This is a genomic window from Streptomyces xylophagus (assembly GCF_000716435.1).
GTDB classification, from domain to species: domain Bacteria; phylum Actinomycetota; class Actinomycetes; order Streptomycetales; family Streptomycetaceae; genus Streptomyces; species Streptomyces xylophagus.
Genome location: NZ_JNWO01000023.1, coordinates 130,618 through 147,975 on the forward strand (window position 1 = coordinate 130,618; position 17,358 = coordinate 147,975).

General features: G+C 66.8%; 13 protein-coding genes and 1 tRNA gene. 12 read left to right on the plus strand and 2 right to left on the minus strand.

The window, feature by feature from the left end:
- Positions 1-46: 46 nt before the first annotated feature.
- Both OO70_RS39285 and OO70_RS39290 read left to right on the plus strand, forming a co-directional pair.
- Positions 47-685: a TetR/AcrR family transcriptional regulator gene (locus OO70_RS39285; protein WP_051742028.1), complete on the plus strand. Its 639-nt coding sequence runs from the start codon at positions 47-49 to the stop codon at positions 683-685.
- Positions 686-715: 30 nt separating this feature from the next.
- Complete coding sequence (locus tag OO70_RS39290) at positions 716-1,381, plus strand: hypothetical protein (RefSeq protein ID WP_043682753.1); 666 nt, start codon at positions 716-718, stop codon at positions 1,379-1,381.
- Here the strand turns inward: OO70_RS39290 and OO70_RS39295 are convergent.
- Positions 1,362-2,402 (minus strand): adenosine deaminase, encoded by a 1,041-nt coding sequence (locus OO70_RS39295; protein WP_043682759.1) that lies wholly within the window; start codon positions 2,400-2,402, stop codon positions 1,362-1,364. The genes OO70_RS39290 and OO70_RS39295 overlap by 20 nt on opposite strands.
- Before the next feature lie 130 nt (positions 2,403-2,532).
- Positions 2,533-3,759 (minus strand): pyridoxal phosphate-dependent aminotransferase, encoded by a 1,227-nt coding sequence (locus OO70_RS39300; RefSeq protein WP_043682761.1) that lies wholly within the window; start codon positions 3,757-3,759, stop codon positions 2,533-2,535.
- A 260-nt stretch (positions 3,760-4,019) separates the two neighbouring features.
- On the opposite strand from OO70_RS39300, the gene OO70_RS39305 reads away from it, so the two are divergent.
- The 10 genes from OO70_RS39305 to OO70_RS39350 all read left to right on the plus strand — a co-directional run bounded on the left by OO70_RS39305 (position 4,020) and on the right by OO70_RS39350 (position 17,330).
- Positions 4,020-4,092, plus strand: a tRNA-Trp gene (locus tag OO70_RS39305).
- A 113-nt stretch (positions 4,093-4,205) separates the two neighbouring features.
- A complete protein-coding gene (secE, locus tag OO70_RS39310) occupies positions 4,206-4,493 on the plus strand; it encodes a preprotein translocase subunit SecE (protein WP_043682763.1) in 288 nt (95 codons plus the stop codon).
- Positions 4,494-4,571: 78 nt separating this feature from the next.
- Positions 4,572-5,420 (plus strand): transcription termination/antitermination protein NusG, encoded by an 849-nt coding sequence (gene nusG, locus OO70_RS39315; protein WP_043682766.1) that lies wholly within the window; start codon positions 4,572-4,574, stop codon positions 5,418-5,420.
- Positions 5,421-5,623: 203 nt separating this feature from the next.
- Positions 5,624-6,058, plus strand: a complete 435-nt coding sequence (gene rplK, locus OO70_RS39320; protein WP_019072313.1) for a 50S ribosomal protein L11 — start codon at positions 5,624-5,626, stop codon at positions 6,056-6,058.
- A 77-nt stretch (positions 6,059-6,135) separates the two neighbouring features.
- Complete coding sequence (rplA, locus tag OO70_RS39325) at positions 6,136-6,861, plus strand: 50S ribosomal protein L1 (RefSeq protein WP_043682768.1); 726 nt, start codon at positions 6,136-6,138, stop codon at positions 6,859-6,861.
- Between the two features lie 158 nt (positions 6,862-7,019).
- Complete coding sequence (locus OO70_RS39330) at positions 7,020-7,961, plus strand: hypothetical protein (protein WP_043682771.1); 942 nt, start codon at positions 7,020-7,022, stop codon at positions 7,959-7,961.
- A 281-nt stretch (positions 7,962-8,242) separates the two neighbouring features.
- Entirely contained in the window at positions 8,243-8,773 is a 531-nt protein-coding gene (gene rplJ / locus OO70_RS39335; RefSeq protein ID WP_043682774.1) for a 50S ribosomal protein L10, read from the plus strand.
- 123 nt (positions 8,774-8,896) lie between these two features.
- On the plus strand, positions 8,897-9,280 hold the full coding sequence (rplL, locus tag OO70_RS39340; protein WP_106971837.1) for a 50S ribosomal protein L7/L12: 384 nt from the start codon (positions 8,897-8,899) through the stop codon (positions 9,278-9,280).
- 570 nt (positions 9,281-9,850) lie between these two features.
- A complete protein-coding gene (rpoB, locus tag OO70_RS39345; protein WP_043682780.1) occupies positions 9,851-13,336 on the plus strand; it encodes a DNA-directed RNA polymerase subunit beta in 3,486 nt (1,161 codons plus the stop codon).
- A gap of 94 nt (positions 13,337-13,430) precedes the next feature.
- Complete coding sequence (locus OO70_RS39350; RefSeq protein ID WP_043682785.1) at positions 13,431-17,330, plus strand: DNA-directed RNA polymerase subunit beta'; 3,900 nt, start codon at positions 13,431-13,433, stop codon at positions 17,328-17,330.
- Positions 17,331-17,358: the final 28 nt, after the last annotated feature.

The following is a 17,358-nucleotide window of genomic DNA, read 5'->3' on the forward strand; positions in this document are numbered from 1 at the left end:
CCACCCGTCAAGCCCGAACGGACCGCTCATGGAATCCTTGGGCCCCATGCAGCAGAAACAGGCCGCGGAGCCCGCCGCGCAGAAACCCGCCCGGGTCCGCATCCTCGACGCCGCCCACGAGTTGATGCTCACCGTCGGCCTGTCCAGGGCGACCACCAAGGAGATCGCCAAGGCGGCCGGCTGCTCCGAGGCCGCGCTCTACAAGTACTTCGCGAGCAAGGAGGAGCTGTTCATCCATGTCCTCGCGGAACGGCTGCCCCAGCTGACCCCGCTGCTGCGCAGCCTCGCCGCCGAGCCCGGCCGGCACTCGCTGGAGGACAACCTCACCGAGATCGCCCGCCAGGCGGCCCTCTTCTACGAGCAGAGCTTCCCGATCGCGGCCTCCCTGTATGCCGAGACCCAGCTCAAGCGACGCCACGACGAGGCGCTGCGGCAGCTCGGCTCCGGCCCCCACAAGCCGATCGAGGGCCTGGACGCCTATCTCCGCGCCGAACAGACCGCCGGCCGCGTTCGCCCCGACGTCGACACCTTCGCCGCCGCGTCCCTCCTCCTGGGCGCCTGCGCACAGCGCGTGTTCGCCTACGAGGCGACGGAGACCGGCGTACGCCCGCCCGTGGACGAGTTCGCGCCACGCATCGCCCGGACGCTGCTGGGCGGAATCTCCGTTGCCGAGGACCCCTCCTGACCGGGACCCTTGCCGTATGAGGCACCCCGAATGGAGCTGAGACTCCGGCAGTTCAGACCCAGGACCGGCCCCCACGAACACCGCGTCGTCCAGCCCGGGCAACCCCTGCGCCACACCTCACTGCGCGACCCGGCGTCGTACGGAATGCTCATGGGGGACCACGACGGGCTGAGCCGGCTGGCCGGGCTGTTCTCGTTCGCCGCGTACTCCCGGCACACCATCGTGCACATTCCGCTGCGCGAGAGCGTGCCGCCCGACGAGGGGTGCGGGGAACTGGTCGATCTGGTGCTGGCCCGTCCGGAGACGGGGCTGCGGCCCTCCAAGTGGCCCGAACTGAGGCGGGCGTTGGGGCGTGGCACACCGCTCACCGTCCGCACGGACGAGGCCCGTACCGAGCGGCACGCGCGCGCGTGGCGGGAGCGGCCGTACGACCGCGGGCTGTTGCGGCACACCACCCACGCGCGCACGTACTTCCTCATCGGCGGCCGTGATGTCCTCGCCAGTGCGGCGACGGCGTTCTCCTACGCGGCCGGCTGGGGGCCGCGGGAGAAGAGGGTCGTCAAGGGGCAGGCGGCGTGCGTGACCTGCCTGCACCACGAACTGGTGCCTCCCAGGGACGGCCTGCGCCACCCCGAGATCGCGATCTGTTTCAAGCCGTATCCGCCCTACGCGCACTTCAAGCGACCGGGGCGCTGAGCCAGTCGTCGATGCCGGACAGCAGCTTCGTCTTCATGTCCTCCGGGGCCGCCGAACCCCGTACCGACTGCCGGGCCAGTTCGGCCAGTTCGCGGTCCGAGAAGGCGTGGTAGCGGCGGGCGATCTCGTACTGGGCCGCCAGCCGGGAGCCGAAGAGGAGGGGGTCGTCGGCGCCGAGTGCCAGGGGGACGCCGGCCTCGAAGAGGGTCCGTAGGGGTACGTCCTCGGGCTTCTCGTAGACGCCCAGCGCCACGTTCGAGGCCGGGCACACCTCGCAGGTGATGCCACGGTCGGCGAGGCGCTTCAGCAGTCGCGGGTCCTCCGCCGCGCGCACCCCGTGGCCGATCCGGGTCGCGTGCAGGTCGTCCAGGCAGTCCCGCACCGAGGCCGGGCCCGCCAGCTCGCCGCCGTGCGGGGCCGACAGCAGGCCGCCCTCCTGGGCGATCGCGAAGGCCCGGTCGAAGTCCCGTGCCATACCCCGGCGTTCGTCGTTCGAGAGGCCGAAACCGACCACGCCCTTGTCCGCGTACCGCACGGCCAGCCGGGCCAGTGTGCGGGCGTCCAGCGGGTGCTTCATCCGGTTCGCGGCCACCAGCACCCGCATCCCGAGCCCGGTCTCGCGGGAGGTCGTCTCCACCGCGTCCAGGATGACCTCCAGCGCCGGGATCAGCCCGCCCAGAAGGGGCGCGTACGACGTCGGGTCCACCTGGATCTCCAGCCAGCCCGAGCCGTCCCTGACGTCCTCCTCGGCGGCCTCGCGCACCAGCCGCTGAATGTCCTCGGGTTCCCGCAGGCACGACCGCGCCGCGTCGTACAGCCGCTGGAAACGGAACCAGCCCCGCTCGTCCGTCGCCCGCAGCTTCGGCGGCTCCCCACTGGTCAGCGCCTCGGTCAGGGCGTCGGGCAACCGCACGCCGTACTTGTCGGCGAGCTCCAGCACGGTGGTGGGCCGCATCGACCCGGTGAAGTGCAGGTGCAGATGGGCTTTCGGCAGTTCAGAGACATCACGTACACGCTCCATCCGGGAATCCTGCCGTACGTTCCCGTCGTCCCGGTACCGCTTTCCCCGATCGTGGTCTTGCTCGCACGAAGAAGCGGGCCGCCTCCCCGGAGGGAAACGGCCCGCACGCACGCGTGGAGGTACGAAAACGTCAGTCCGTGGCCTCCGCCAGCAGCTTCTGGATCCGGCTGACGCCCTCGACGAGATCCTCGTCACCCAGGGCGTACGACAGCCGCAGATACCCCGGGGTGCCGAAGGCCTCGCCCGGGACAACCGCGACCTCGGCCTCCTCCAGGATCAGCGCGGCCAGCTCGACCGAGTCCTGCGGGCGCTTGCCGCGGATCTCCTTGCCGAGCAGCGCCTTCACCGACGGGTACACGTAGAACGCGCCCTCCGGCTCCGGGCACAGCACGCCGTCGATCTCGTTCAGCATGTGCACGATCGTCTTGCGGCGCCGGTCGAAGGCCTCGCCCATCTTCGCCACGGCGTCCAGGTTGCCCGAGACGGCGGCCAGCGCGGCGACCTGGGCCACGTTCGAGACGTTCGACGTGGCGTGGGACTGGAGGTTGGTCGCGGCCTTGACGACGTCCTTCGGGCCGATGATCCAGCCGACCCGCCAGCCGGTCATCGCATACGTCTTGGCGACGCCGTTGACGACGATGCACTTGTCGCGCAGCTCCGGCAGGATCGCGGGCAGCGAGGTGAACTTCGCGTCTCCGTAGACCAGGTGCTCGTAGATCTCGTCCGTCATGACCCACAGGCCGTGCTCGACGGCCCAGCGGCCGATCGCCTCGGCCTCGGCCTCGCTGTAGACGGCGCCGGTCGGGTTGGACGGCGAGACGAAGAGGACGACCTTGGTGTTCTCGGTGCGGGCCGCCTCCAACTGCTCGACGGAGACGCGGTAACCGGTCGTCTCGTCGGCGACGACGTCCACCGGGACACCGCCCGCGAGCCGGATCGACTCCGGGTACGTCGTCCAGTACGGCGCCGGGACGATGACCTCGTCGCCCGGGTCGAGGATCGCGGCGAAGGCCTCGTAGATGGCCTGCTTGCCGCCGTTGGTGACCAGGATCTGCGAGGCGTCCACCTCGTAGCCCGAGTCGCGCAGCGTCTTCGCGGCGATCGCGGCCTTCAGCTCCGGCAGACCGCCGGCCGGCGTGTAGCGGTGGTACTTGGGGTTCGAGCAGGCCTCGATCGCGGCCTGCACGATGTAGTCCGGGGTCGGGAAGTCCGGTTCACCCGCGCCGAAGCCGATCACCGGACGCCCGGCGGCCTTGAGGGCCTTGGCCTTGGCGTCCACGGCGAGGGTGGCGGACTCGGAGATCGCGCCGACTCGGGCGGAGACCCGGCGCTCGGTGGGAGGGGTTGAGGCGCTCATGGGCCCATCGTTTCAGACCGGAAACCCGCCCGGCACACCGGTTTCACAGACTGAACAGGATCGGGAAGGCACTGAACAACCGTCCGGTTTTCCGCCCAGGCCTGGGCGATCTTCCTCCGGCAATCCCCGTACAGGCACTTTCTGTTCGACGACCGGCCCCGGAGCACGTACACTCCTAGCTCGTTGGCCTTCAACAGCCGCGCCCTACTTGGTGCACACCGAGCACTCGGGCGGATGCGGTACGTTGGAGAACGTCACAAAGGGTCGTAGCTCAATTGGTAGAGCACCGGTCTCCAAAACCGGCGGTTGGGGGTTCAAGTCCCTCCGGCCCTGCTACACACACCTTCGCCAGGATGTGTGCGCAGCGCATGTTTACACAGCAATGCACCGCCGTGCGGCTCAGACCGGGCGCGGCACGGCCACGACCCGGGAACAGGTGAGGACGAATGGCGGACGCCGTGGGCTCCATCGACATGCCTGATGCCCAGGACGAGGTGTCGGAGTCCAAGAAGAAGGCCCGCAAGGGTGGCAAGCGCGCCAAGAAGGGCCCGCTGAAGCGCCTCGGTATCTTCTACCGCCAGATCGTCGCGGAGCTCCGCAAGGTCGTCTGGCCGACGCGCAACCAGCTCACGACGTACACGACGGTCGTGATCTTCTTCGTCCTCATCATGATCGGTCTGGTGACCGTGATTGACTATGGACTCAATCACGCCGCGAAGTACGTCTTCGGCTGAGGCCGGAAGCGAAGGGCGCCCTGACCGGCGCCCCTTTCGCGTGTTCCACCCCCATGTATCCAGGAAGAAGCAGCCACCGTGTCTGACCCGAACCTGAACGAGGCCGTCGAGCCGGACGAGTCCGTGGAAGACGAACTCGACATCGTCGAGGGCGCGGACGACGACCTGGACGAGGTCGAGGCTGCAGACGCAGACGCGGGCGAGCCCGCCGAGGAAGCCGCCGTACACGTCGACGACGAGGACGAGGACGCGACCGAGGATCTCGACGCGGAAGACGCGGTCGAGGACGACGAGGAAGAGGCCGAACCGGCCGACCCCGTTGTCGCCCTGCGCGAGGAGCTTCGCCTCCTGCCCGGCGAGTGGTACGTCATCCACACGTACGCCGGTTACGAGAACCGCGTGAAGACCAACCTGGAGCAGCGCGCCGTCTCGCTGAACGTCGAGGACTACATCTTCGCGGCCGAGGTGCCGCAGGAAGAGGTCGTCCAGATCAAGAACGGCGACCGCAAGACCATCAAGCAGAACAAGCTCCCGGGCTACGTCCTGGTCCGCATGGACCTGACGAACGAGTCCTGGGGTGTCGTCCGCAACACGCCTGGCGTCACCGGCTTCGTGGGCAACGCCTACGACCCGTATCCGCTGACCCTGGACGAGATCGTCAAGATGCTCGCTCCGGAGGCCGAGGAGAAGGCCGCGCGTGAGGCGGCCGAGGCCGAGGGCAAGCCGATGCCGCAGCGCAAGGTCGAGGTTCAGGTGCTCGACTTCGAGGTCGGCGACTCGGTCACCGTCACCGACGGGCCGTTCGCGACGTTGCAGGCGACCATCAACGAGATCAACGCGGACTCGAAGAAGGTCAAGGGGCTCGTGGAGATCTTCGGTCGCGAGACGCCGGTCGAGCTGAGTTTCGACCAGATCCAGAAGAACTAGTACTTCGGCTGCAGGTGCGTGGGGGCTGGTCGCGCAGTTCCCCGCGCCCCTGGGGTGGTCGGGTCAGGCGGGTTCCAAGTGAGCCCTCCTGACCTTTCTCGTTTTTGGCCACGGCGCTATACCCGCTATCGTTGTGCGGTATGCCTGCGTCCGGGTGATTCCCGGAGGTGGGCAGGACCCGAATCGAAAGGACCCGGAGAGCAATGCCTCCCAAGAAGAAGAAGGTCACGGGGCTCATCAAGCTCCAGATCAACGCCGGTGCGGCGAACCCGGCTCCGCCGGTCGGCCCCGCGCTCGGTCAGCACGGCGTCAACATCATGGAGTTCTGCAAGGCCTACAACGCGGCCACCGAGTCGCAGCGTGGCTGGGTGATCCCGGTGGAGATCACGGTCTACGAGGACCGCTCCTTCACCTTCGTCACCAAGACTCCGCCGGCCGCGAAGATGATCCTCAAGGCCGCAGGTGTCGAGAAGGGCTCCGGCGAGCCGCACAAGACCAAGGTCGCCAAGATCACCCAGGCGCAGGTCCGTGAGATCGCCACGACCAAGCTTCCCGACCTGAACGCCAACGACCTGGACGCCGCGTCGAAGATCATCGCCGGCACCGCCCGTTCCATGGGCATCACGGTCGAGGGCTGACCTCCACCCCGTAGAAGTACCGTGGCGGGGCCTGCTCGGCCCGTACCACGACTCCTCAGACACACACAGGAGCAGTAGTGAGCAAGCGCAGCAAGTCTCTCCGCGCTGCGGACGCCAAGATCGACCGGGAGAAGCTCTACGCCCCGCTCGAGGCCGTCCGTCTCGCCAAGGAGACCTCCACGACCAAGTTCGACGGCACCGTCGAGGTCGCCTTCCGCCTGGGTGTCGACCCGCGCAAGGCCGACCAGATGGTCCGTGGCACCGTGAACCTCCCGCACGGCACCGGTAAGACCGCCCGGGTCCTGGTCTTCGCGACCGGTGACCGTGCCGAGGCCGCGACCGCCGCGGGCGCCGACATCGTCGGCTCCGACGAGCTGATCGACGAGGTGGCGAAGGGCCGTCTGGACTTCGACGCCGTCGTCGCCACCCCGGACCTCATGGGCAAGGTCGGCCGCCTCGGCCGCGTGCTCGGTCCCCGTGGTCTCATGCCGAACCCCAAGACCGGCACCGTGACCCCGGACGTCGTCAAGGCTGTCACCGAGATCAAGGGTGGCAAGATCGAGTTCCGCGTCGACAAGCACTCGAACCTGCACTTCATCATCGGCAAGTCGTCCTTCGACGACACCCAGCTGGTGGAGAACTACGGCGCCGCGCTGGACGAGATCCTCCGTCTGAAGCCGTCCGCCGCCAAGGGTCGCTACATCAAGAAGGCCGCGATCAGCACCACGATCGGCCCCGGCATTCCGGTCGACCCGAACCGCACCCGCAACCTCCTCGTCGAGGAGGACCCGGCCGCCGTCTGAGCCCCGCGCTCACTCCGGTAGCCGCGTCGCGTACGCGTCAGAATTGGGCGAGCCCCGCAACCTTCGAGGTGCGGGGCTCGTCCTCTTTCGTACGGGGTGTCAGTGCGCTGCGCTAGCGTCTTGGGGCAGGCACAGCAATCGCATAGGGGTGGGGACGAATGAAGAGCACGACCGTGCGCCGGGTGGGCCTCTCGATCGCGGTGGCGACCGCGCTGACCGGACTGGCCGCCTGCAGCTCCTCGGGCTCTTCGGGGGGCTCCGGCAAGGACGACAAGGCCGCCGGCAAGGGCACGACCCGGGTGAGCCCCATAGCGGCCCTGCGCACCGCCGAGCAGTCCACCGACAAGGCGGACTCCGCCAAGGTCGAGTCCTCCACCGTGATGGGCTCCCTGATGTCCATGGACGCCAAGGGCAACCTCGGCTGGGGCGACGGCATCAGCGGCACCCTCACGATGACGTACACCGGCGGCACGGTCGCCGACACGATGCGCGCGGCCGGCAGCACGTCGATGGAGGCCCGCTATCTGCCCGACGCCTACTACGCGAAGATGGGCGAGAAGTTCGCCGAGCAGGCGGGCGGCAAGCACTGGATCAAGTACGACTACGACGACCTGGCCAAGCTCGGCGGCAGCTCCGGCGCGTACCTCAAGGACCAGATGCAGAACTCCACCCCGAACCAGTCGGTGAAGCTCCTGCTCGCCTCCGGGGACGTCCAGAAGGTCGGTACGGAGTCGGTGCGCGGCCAGCAGACCACGCACTACTCGGGCACGGTGAACGTCGCCGACCTCGCCGCCAAGAACTCCAGCCTCACCGCGAGCCAGCTCGCCGGCCTGAAGAAGCAGCTCACCGCCGCCGGTGTCTCCACGGAGCAGGTCGACATCTGGATCAACGCCCAGGATCTGCTGGTGAAGAAGATCGAGAAGGGCGAGATGTCCTCGGGCCAGTACACCCAGACCGCCTACTACAGCGACTACGGCGTGAAGGTCGACGCCACCGTGCCCCCGGCGAGCGACACCGAGGACTTCACGGCACTGCTGAAGAAGCAGGGCGCCACCTCGGGCGGCAGCGGCACGGTGACCGGGTCCGGCACGAGTTCCTGAGCCGCCTTCAACTGGGCCGTACGGGCGGATTTGCTTGGGGGTGTGTGGGTCCCGTACTCTTCCGGAGAAGCCAAAGACCGCTGGTCGTTGCCGTGCCTGTCAAAGGGTGTGGTGACCGAAGGATCCGCTGAACAGTGGACGACCCGCGCAGGTGAACTGGATGTGCTCCCGGTGTGTTTCGTTGCCGGTCGAGCTACGCCCCGTGCGCCTGCGCCGGGGCGTTTTCTCTGTCCCAGCCCCTTCTGAGCGGTCCTCATCACCCGGAAGGAGGCCGACGCTCTATGGCAAGGCCCGACAAGGCTGCCGCGGTAGCCGAGCTCGCGGACCAGTTCCGCGACTCGAACGCCGCCGTGCTGACCGAGTACCGGGGTCTCACCGTGGCGCAGCTCAAGACGCTGCGTCGTTCGCTCGGTGAGAACGCCCAGTACGCCGTGGTGAAGAACACGCTGACCAAGATTGCGGCCAACGAGGCCGGGATCTCTACGCTCGACGACCTGTTCAACGGTCCGACGGCGGTCGCCTTCATCACCGGTGACCCGGTGGAGTCGGCGAAGGGTCTTCGTGACTTCGCCAAGGACAACCCGAACCTCGTCATCAAGGGCGGTGTCCTTGACGGCAAGGCGCTGTCCGCCGACGAGATCAAGAAGCTCGCGGACCTCGAGTCCCGCGAGGTTCTGCTCTCCAAGCTGGCGGGTGCCTTCAAGGGCAAGCAGACTCAGGCTGCGCAGCTCTTCCAGGCGCTTCCGTCGAAGCTCGTCCGCACTGTGGACGCCCTTCGCGCCAAGCACGAAGAGCAGGGCGGTGCCGAGTAATTCGGCTCGCAGCATGACCGCCGCCTGAGGCTCCGCGCCGCACGGCATCGGTCGTAGCGGGCCGAACGTACGCCCGCCAGACATGTACACACCGGCACCAGCCGAAATTAGTGGAAGGAAGCCATCGTGGCTCTCACCCAGGACGAACTGCTCGCCGAGTTCGAGACCATGACCCTCATCCAGCTTTCCGAGTTCGTGAAGGCGTTCGAGGAGAAGTTCGACGTCACCGCCGCCGCCGCGGTCGCCGTCGCCGGTCCGGCCGGTCCGGCCGCCGCCGTCGAGGCCGAGGCCGAGCAGGACGAGTTCGACGTCATCCTCACCGGCGCCGGCGAGAAGAAGATCCAGGTCATCAAGGTCGTGCGTGAGCTGACCTCGCTGGGTCTCAAGGAGGCCAAGGACCTCGTGGACGGCGCCCCGAAGCCCGTCGTCGAGAAGGTCGCCAAGGACGTCGCCGAGAAGGCCGCCGAGTCCCTCAAGGCCGCCGGCGCCTCCGTCGAGGTCAAGTAACACCTCGAGGTCGTGGACGAGGTCCCAAAGACCTTGTAACGCCTAAGCACCGAAGAGCGATCATCCATCTGGGTGGTCGCTCTTCGGCGTTCCTGGGTCGGGTGAGCGGCAGCCTTGCGATCAGGGGTTCGCGGAGTATGGTGATCTTCTTCGTGCCTCCGAGCATCCCTGGTGGCATGTGGTGTGGGCCATGGAGGCCTTGACGAACCGCACGCAGCGCGCAATTCTCAGGACGCGTCGTCACAACGATCCGAATCCGAGGCATGGATCGGCGGCGAAGAGGGCAGTATCAACGCGTTGAGGACGTGAGCTTGCCGAGGGTGTTGAGCACGACGAGGGTCTCAAAAAAGCGGGGCTGGACATCAGTGCGCCAAGTGGCTACACTGACCCTTTGCGCTGCCTGTTAGCTGCTCCCTGCCCGTCACCAGGGGCATGCCCTCACTTGAGCATCGATGACCGGACCAACTCTGACCTGGCCTTTCCGGGCCGTCTCAGGAAGTCCATGTCTCTTTGCCCCTGAGAGGGGCCGGTACGCGCGTAGTGAGTCCGAGCCCTCGGAAGGACCCCCTCTTGGCCGCCTCGCGCACTGCCTCGACCGCGAATATGAACAACGGCGCCAGCACCGCCCCGCTGCGCATCTCCTTTGCAAAGATCAAGGAGCCCCTCGAGGTTCCGAACCTTCTTGCGCTGCAGACCGAGAGCTTCGACTGGCTGCTCGGCAATGCCGCGTGGAAGGCTCGTGTCGAGGCGGCTCTGGATTCAGGTCAGGACGTCCCCACCAAGTCCGGTCTGGAGGAGATCTTCGAGGAGATCTCCCCGATCGAGGACTTCTCCGGGTCGATGTCGCTGACGTTCCGCGACCACCGTTTCGAGCCTCCGAAGAACAGCATCGACGAGTGCAAGGAGCGCGACTTCACGTACTCCGCGCCGCTCTTCGTCACCGCTGAGTTCACCAACAACGAGACCGGCGAGATCAAGTCCCAGACGGTCTTCATGGGCGACTTCCCGCTCATGACCAACAAGGGCACCTTCGTCATCAACGGCACCGAGCGTGTCGTGGTGTCGCAGCTGGTCCGTTCGCCGGGTGTCTACTTCGACTCCTCCATCGACAAGACGTCCGACAAGGACATCTTCTCCGCCAAGGTGATCCCGTCCCGGGGCGCCTGGCTGGAGATGGAGATCGACAAGCGCGACATGGTCGGTGTGCGCATCGACCGCAAGCGCAAGCAGTCCGTCACCGTCCTGCTCAAGGCTCTCGGTTGGACGACCGAGCAGATCCTGGAGGAGTTCGGCGAGTACGAGTCCATGCGCGCCACCCTGGAGAAGGACCACACCCAGGGCCAGGACGACGCGCTGCTCGACATCTACCGCAAGCTGCGTCCGGGCGAGCCCCCGACCCGCGAGGCCGCGCAGACGCTGCTCGAGAACCTCTACTTCAACCCCAAGCGCTACGACCTCGCCAAGGTCGGCCGCTACAAGGTCAACAAGAAGCTGGGCGGCGAAGCCCCGCTGGACGCCGGCGTCCTGACCGTCGAGGACATCATCTCGTCGATCAAGTACCTGGTGAAGCTGCACGCCGGCGAGACCGAGACCGTTGGCGACAACGGCACGACGATCGTCGTCGAGACCGACGACATCGACCACTTCGGCAACCGTCGTCTGCGCAACGTCGGCGAGCTCATCCAGAACCAGGTCCGTACGGGTCTGGCGCGTATGGAGCGAGTCGTCCGCGAGCGGATGACGACCCAGGACGTCGAGGCGATCACGCCGCAGACCCTGATCAACATCCGGCCGGTCGTCGCCTCCATCAAGGAGTTCTTCGGCACCAGCCAGCTGTCGCAGTTCATGGACCAGAACAACCCGCTGTCGGGTCTCACCCACAAGCGCCGTCTGTCGGCTCTTGGCCCGGGTGGTCTCTCCCGTGAGCGGGCCGGCTTCGAGGTCCGTGACGTGCACCCCTCGCACTACGGCCGCATGTGCCCGATCGAGACCCCCGAAGGCCCGAACATCGGCCTGATCGGCTCGCTCGCCTCCTACGGCCGGGTCAACGCGTTCGGTTTCGTCGAGACGCCGTACCGCCGGGTCACCGACGGTGTCGTCACCGACGAGGTCGACTACCTGACGGCCGACGAAGAGGACCGATTCGTCATCGCGCAGGCCAACGCGCCGCTGAGCGACGACTTCCGGTTCGAGGAGACCCGCGTCCTGGTCCGCCGTCGTGGCGGAGAGGTCGACTACGTCCCCGGTGACGACGTCGACTACATGGACGTCTCCCCGCGCCAGATGGTGTCCGTCGCGACCGCGATGATCCCCTTCCTGGAGCACGACGACGCCAACCGTGCCCTCATGGGCGCGAACATGATGCGTCAGGCTGTTCCGCTGATTAAGTCCGAGGCGCCGCTGGTCGGCACCGGCATGGAGTACCGCTGTGCGGTCGACGCCGGTGACGTCCTGAAGTCGGAGAAGGACGGTGTGGTCCAGGAGGTCTCCGCGGACTACATCACCACCGCCAACGACGACGGCACGTACACGACGTACCGCCTCGCGAAGTTCTCCCGCTCCAACCAGGGCACGTCCGTCAACCAGAAGGTTGTCGTGGACGAGGGTTCCCGGGTCGTCGCCAACCAGGTGCTGGCGGACGGTCCGGCGACCGAGAACGGCGAGATGGCGCTCGGCAAGAACCTGCTCGTGGCGTTCATGCCGTGGGAGGGTCACAACTACGAGGACGCGATCATCCTGTCGCAGCGCCTCGTACAGGACGACGTCCTCTCCTCGATCCACATCGAGGAGCACGAGGTCGACGCCCGTGACACCAAGCTCGGCCCCGAGGAGATCACCCGGGACATCCCGAACGTCTCCGAGGAGGTCCTCGCCGACCTCGACGAGCGCGGCATCATCCGTATCGGTGCCGAGGTCGTCGCCGGTGACATCCTCGTCGGCAAGGTCACGCCCAAGGGTGAGACCGAGCTGACCCCCGAGGAGCGCCTGCTCCGCGCGATCTTCGGTGAGAAGGCGCGCGAGGTGCGCGACACCTCGCTGAAGGTGCCGCACGGCGAGATCGGCAAGGTCATCGGCGTCCGCGTCTTCGACCGCGAGGAGGGCGACGAACTGCCGCCCGGCGTCAACCAGTTGGTCCGTGTGTATGTTGCGCAGAAGCGCAAGATCACCGACGGTGACAAGCTGGCCGGCCGCCACGGCAACAAGGGTGTTATTTCCAAGATCCTGCCCATCGAGGACATGCCGTTCCTCGAGGACGGGACTCCGGTCGACATCATCCTGAACCCGCTGGGTGTCCCGTCCCGAATGAACCCGGGACAGGTCCTGGAGATCCACCTCGGCTGGCTCGCCAGCCGCGGCTGGGACGTCTCCGGCTTCAGCGAGGACTGGGCCCGGCGTCTTCAGGTCATCGGCGCCGACCAGGTCGCTCCGGGTACCAACGTCGCGACCCCGGTCTTCGACGGTGCCCGCGAGGACGAGATCTCCGGTCTCTTCGAGGCCACGATCCCGAACCGCGACGGCGACCGCCTGGTCCAGGCGTCCGGCAAGGCCAACCTGTTCGACGGCCGCTCCGGCGAGCCGTTCCCGGAGCCGATCTCGATCGGCTACATGTACATCCTGAAGCTGCACCACCTGGTCGACGACAAGCTTCACGCCCGTTCGACCGGTCCGTACTCGATGATCACCCAGCAGCCGCTGGGTGGTAAGGCGCAGTTCGGTGGTCAGCGATTCGGCGAGATGGAGGTGTGGGCGCTGGAGGCATACGGCGCCGCGTACGCCCTCCAGGAACTGCTGACCATCAAGTCCGACGACGTCACCGGCCGCGTGAAGGTCTACGAGGCCATCGTCAAGGGCGAGAACATCCCCGAGCCCGGCATCCCCGAGTCCTTCAAGGTGCTCATCAAGGAGATGCAGTCGCTCTGCCTGAACGTGGAGGTGCTGTCCAGTGACGGTATGTCCATCGAGATGCGTGACACCGACGAGGATGTCTTCCGCGCAGCGGAGGAGCTCGGCATCGACCTGTCCCGGCGCGAGCCGAGCAGCGTCGAAGAGGTCTGACGGGAGTCCGGAGACCTGCCGCGCGCAGGTCTCCGGCCCCAGGACCCCCGTATCAGACCCCAAGACTTACAACCCTGAGAGGGATTGACGCATAGTGCTCGACGTCAACTTCTTCGATGAGCTCCGGATCGGTCTGGCCACCGCTGACGACATCCGTCAGTGGAGCCACGGCGAGGTCAAGAAGCCTGAGACCATCAACTACCGCACGCTCAAGCCCGAAAAGGACGGACTCTTCTGCGAGAAGATCTTCGGTCCGACCCGGGACTGGGAGTGCTACTGCGGCAAGTACAAGCGCGTTCGCTTCAAGGGCATCATCTGTGAGCGCTGCGGCGTCGAGGTGACCCGCGCCAAGGTGCGTCGTGAGCGGATGGGCCACATCGAACTGGCCGCTCCTGTCACGCACATCTGGTACTTCAAGGGTGTCCCGTCCCGACTGGGATACCTGCTCGACCTCGCCCCGAAGGACCTCGAGAAGGTCATCTACTTCGCGGCGTACATGATCACGTTCGTCGACGAAGAGCGCCGGACGCGTGACCTGCCCTCCCTGGAGGCGCATGTCTCCGTGGAGCGTCAGCAGGTCGAGAACCGGCGGGACTCCGACCTCGAAGCCCGCGCCAAGAAGCTCGAGGCCGACCTGGCCGAGCTGGAGGCCGAGGGTGCCAAGGCCGACGTGCGCCGCAAGGTGCGCGAAGGTGCCGAGCGCGAGATGAAGCAGCTGCGCGACCGTGCGCAGCGCGAGATCGACCGTTTGGACGAGGTGTGGACCCGGTTCAAGAACCTCAAGGTCCAGGACCTGGAGGGCGACGAGCTCCTCTACCGCGAGCTGCGTGACCGCTTCGGCACGTACTTCGACGGTTCGATGGGTGCCGCGGCGCTGCAGAAGCGCCTGGAGTCCTTCGACCTGGATGAAGAGGCCGAGCGGCTTCGCGAGATCATCCGTACCGGCAAGGGCCAGAAGAAGACCCGTGCGCTGAAGCGGCTGAAGGTCGTGTCTGCGTTCCTGCAGACCTCCAACAGCCCCAAGGGCATGGTTCTCGACTGCGTCCCGGTCATCCCGCCGGACCTTCGCCCGATGGTGCAGCTGGACGGTGGCCGCTTCGCGACCTCCGACCTGAACGACCTGTACCGCCGTGTGATCAACCGCAACAACCGCCTGAAGCGCCTTCTCGACCTCGGTGCGCCCGAGATCATCGTGAACAACGAGAAGCGCATGCTCCAGGAGGCCGTCGACGCGCTCTTCGACAACGGCCGTCGTGGTCGCCCGGTCACGGGCCCCGGCAACCGTCCGCTGAAGTCGCTGTCCGACATGCTCAAGGGCAAGCAGGGTCGCTTCCGTCAGAACCTGCTCGGCAAGCGTGTGGACTACTCCGCGCGTTCCGTGATCGTCGTCGGTCCGCAGCTGAAGCTGCACCAGTGCGGTCTGCCGAAGGCCATGGCGCTGGAGCTCTTCAAGCCGTTCGTGATGAAGCGCCTGGTGGACCTGAACCACGCGCAGAACATCAAGTCGGCGAAGCGGATGGTCGAGCGCGGCCGCACGGTCGTCTACGACGTCCTCGAAGAGGTCATCGCTGAGCACCCGGTTCTGCTGAACCGTGCGCCCACGCTGCACCGCCTCGGCATCCAGGCCTTCGAGCCGCAGCTGGTCGAGGGCAAGGCCATCCAGATCCACCCGCTCGTCTGCACCGCGTTCAACGCGGACTTCGACGGTGACCAGATGGCCGTACACCTGCCGCTCTCCGCGGAGGCGCAGGCCGAGGCCCGCATCCTGATGCTGTCCTCGAACAACATCCTGAAGCCGGCCGACGGTCGTCCTGTCACCATGCCGACCCAGGACATGGTGCTGGGTCTGTTCTTCCTCACCACCGACGGCGAGCTCCGTGACGTCAAGGGCGAGGGCCGCGCGTTCGGCTCCACGGCCGAGGCGACGATGGCGTTCGACGGCGGCGAGCTGGCGCTCCAGTCGGCCGTCGACATCCGCTTCCCGGTGGGCACCATCCCGCCGCGTGGCTGGGTGCCGCCGGTCCGCGAGGAGGGCGAGCCCGAGTGGCAGCAGGGTGACACCTTCCGCCTCCGTACGACCCTGGGCCGCGCGCTCTTCAACGAGCTGCTGCCCGAGGACTACCCGTTCGTCGACTACTCGGTGGGCAAGAAGCAGCTCTCCGAGATCGTCAACGACCTGGCCGAGCGCTACCCCAAGGTCATCGTGGCGGCGACGCTCGACAACCTGAAGGCGGCCGGCTTCTTCTGGGCGACCCGTTCCGGTGTCACCGTGGCCATCTCCGACGTCGTCGTTCCCGAGGCGAAGAAGGAGATCGTCAAGGGCTACGAGGCGCAGGACGAGAAGGTCCAGAAGCAGTACGAGCGCGGTCTGATCACCAAGGAAGAGCGCACTCAGGAGCTCATCGCGATCTGGACCAAGGCGACCAACGAGGTCGCCGAGGCGATGAACGAGAACTTCCCCAAGACGAACCCCATCTTCATGATGGTTGACTCGGGTGCCCGAGGAAACATGATGCAGATGCGTCAGATCGCCGGTATGCGTGGTCTGGTGTCGAACGCAAAGAACGAGACGATTCCCCGTCCCATCAAGGCGTCCTTCCGTGAAGGCCTGTCCGTGCTGGAGTACTTCATCTCCACCCACGGTGCCCGTAAGGGTCTGGCCGACACGGCCCTCCGTACCGCCGACTCGGGTTACCTCACCCGTCGTCTGGTCGACGTCTCCCAGGACGTCATCATCCGCGAGGAGGACTGCGGCACCGACCGCGGCCTCAAGCTGCACATCGCGGAGCGCGGCGCGGACGGTGTCCTGCGCAAGGCCGACAACGTCGAGACCAGCGTGTACGCCCGTGCGCTGGCCGAGGACATCACCGTCGACGGCAAGGTGCTGGCCCCGGCCAACACCGACCTCGGCGACGTCCTCATCGACGAGCTGGTCAAGCACGGCATCGAGACGGTCAAGACCCGCTCGGTCCTGACCTGCGAGTCCGCCGTCGGCACCTGCGCCATGTGCTACGGCCGCTCGCTGGCCACCGGCAAGCTGGTCGACATCGGTGAGGCGGTCGGCATCATCGCCGCCCAGTCCATCGGTGAGCCCGGCACGCAGCTGACGATGCGTACCTTCCACACCGGTGGTGTGGCCGGTGACGACATCACCCAGGGTCTGCCCCGTGTCGTCGAGCTCTTCGAGGCTCGTACGCCGAAGGGTGTCGCCCCGATCTCCGAGGCCCAGGGCCGCGTGCGGATCGAGGAGACCGAGAAGACCAAGAAGCTCGTCGTCACCCCGGACGACGGCAGCGACGAGACGGCGTTCCCGATCTCGAAGCGTGCCCGTCTCCTGGTCAGCGAGGGCGAGCACGTCGAGGTGGGCCAGAAGCTCACCGTGGGTGCCACCAACCCGCACGACGTGCTGCGCATCCTGGGTCAGCGTGCCGTCCAGGTCCACCTGGTCGGCGAGGTCCAGAAGGTCTACAACTCGCAGGGTGTGTCGATCCACGACAAGCACATCGAGATCATCATCCGGCAGATGCTCCGCCGCGTGACGATCATCGAGTCCGGCGACGCCGAGCTGCTGCCCGGCGAGCTGGTCGAGCGTTCGCGCTTCGAGCAGGAGAACCGTCGTGTGGTCCAGGAGGGCGGTCACCCGGCCTCCGGTCGTCCGCAGCTCATGGGTATCACCAAGGCCTCGCTGGCCACGGAGTCCTGGCTGTCGGCGGCGTCCTTCCAGGAGACGACCAGGGTGCTGACGGACGCGGCGATCAACGCCAAGTCCGACTCCCTGATCGGCCTCAAGGAGAACGTCATCATCGGTAAGCTCATCCCGGCCGGTACGGGTCTGTCCCGCTACCGCAACATCCGGGTCGAGCCGACCGAGGAAGCCAAGGCCGCGATGTACTCGGCCGTCGGCTACGACGACATCGACTACTCGCCGTTCGGCACGGGCTCCGGCCAGGCCGTCCCGCTGGAGGACTACGACTACGGTCCGTACAACCAGTAAGCGAGCAGCTTGAGTTGAAGGGCGGTCA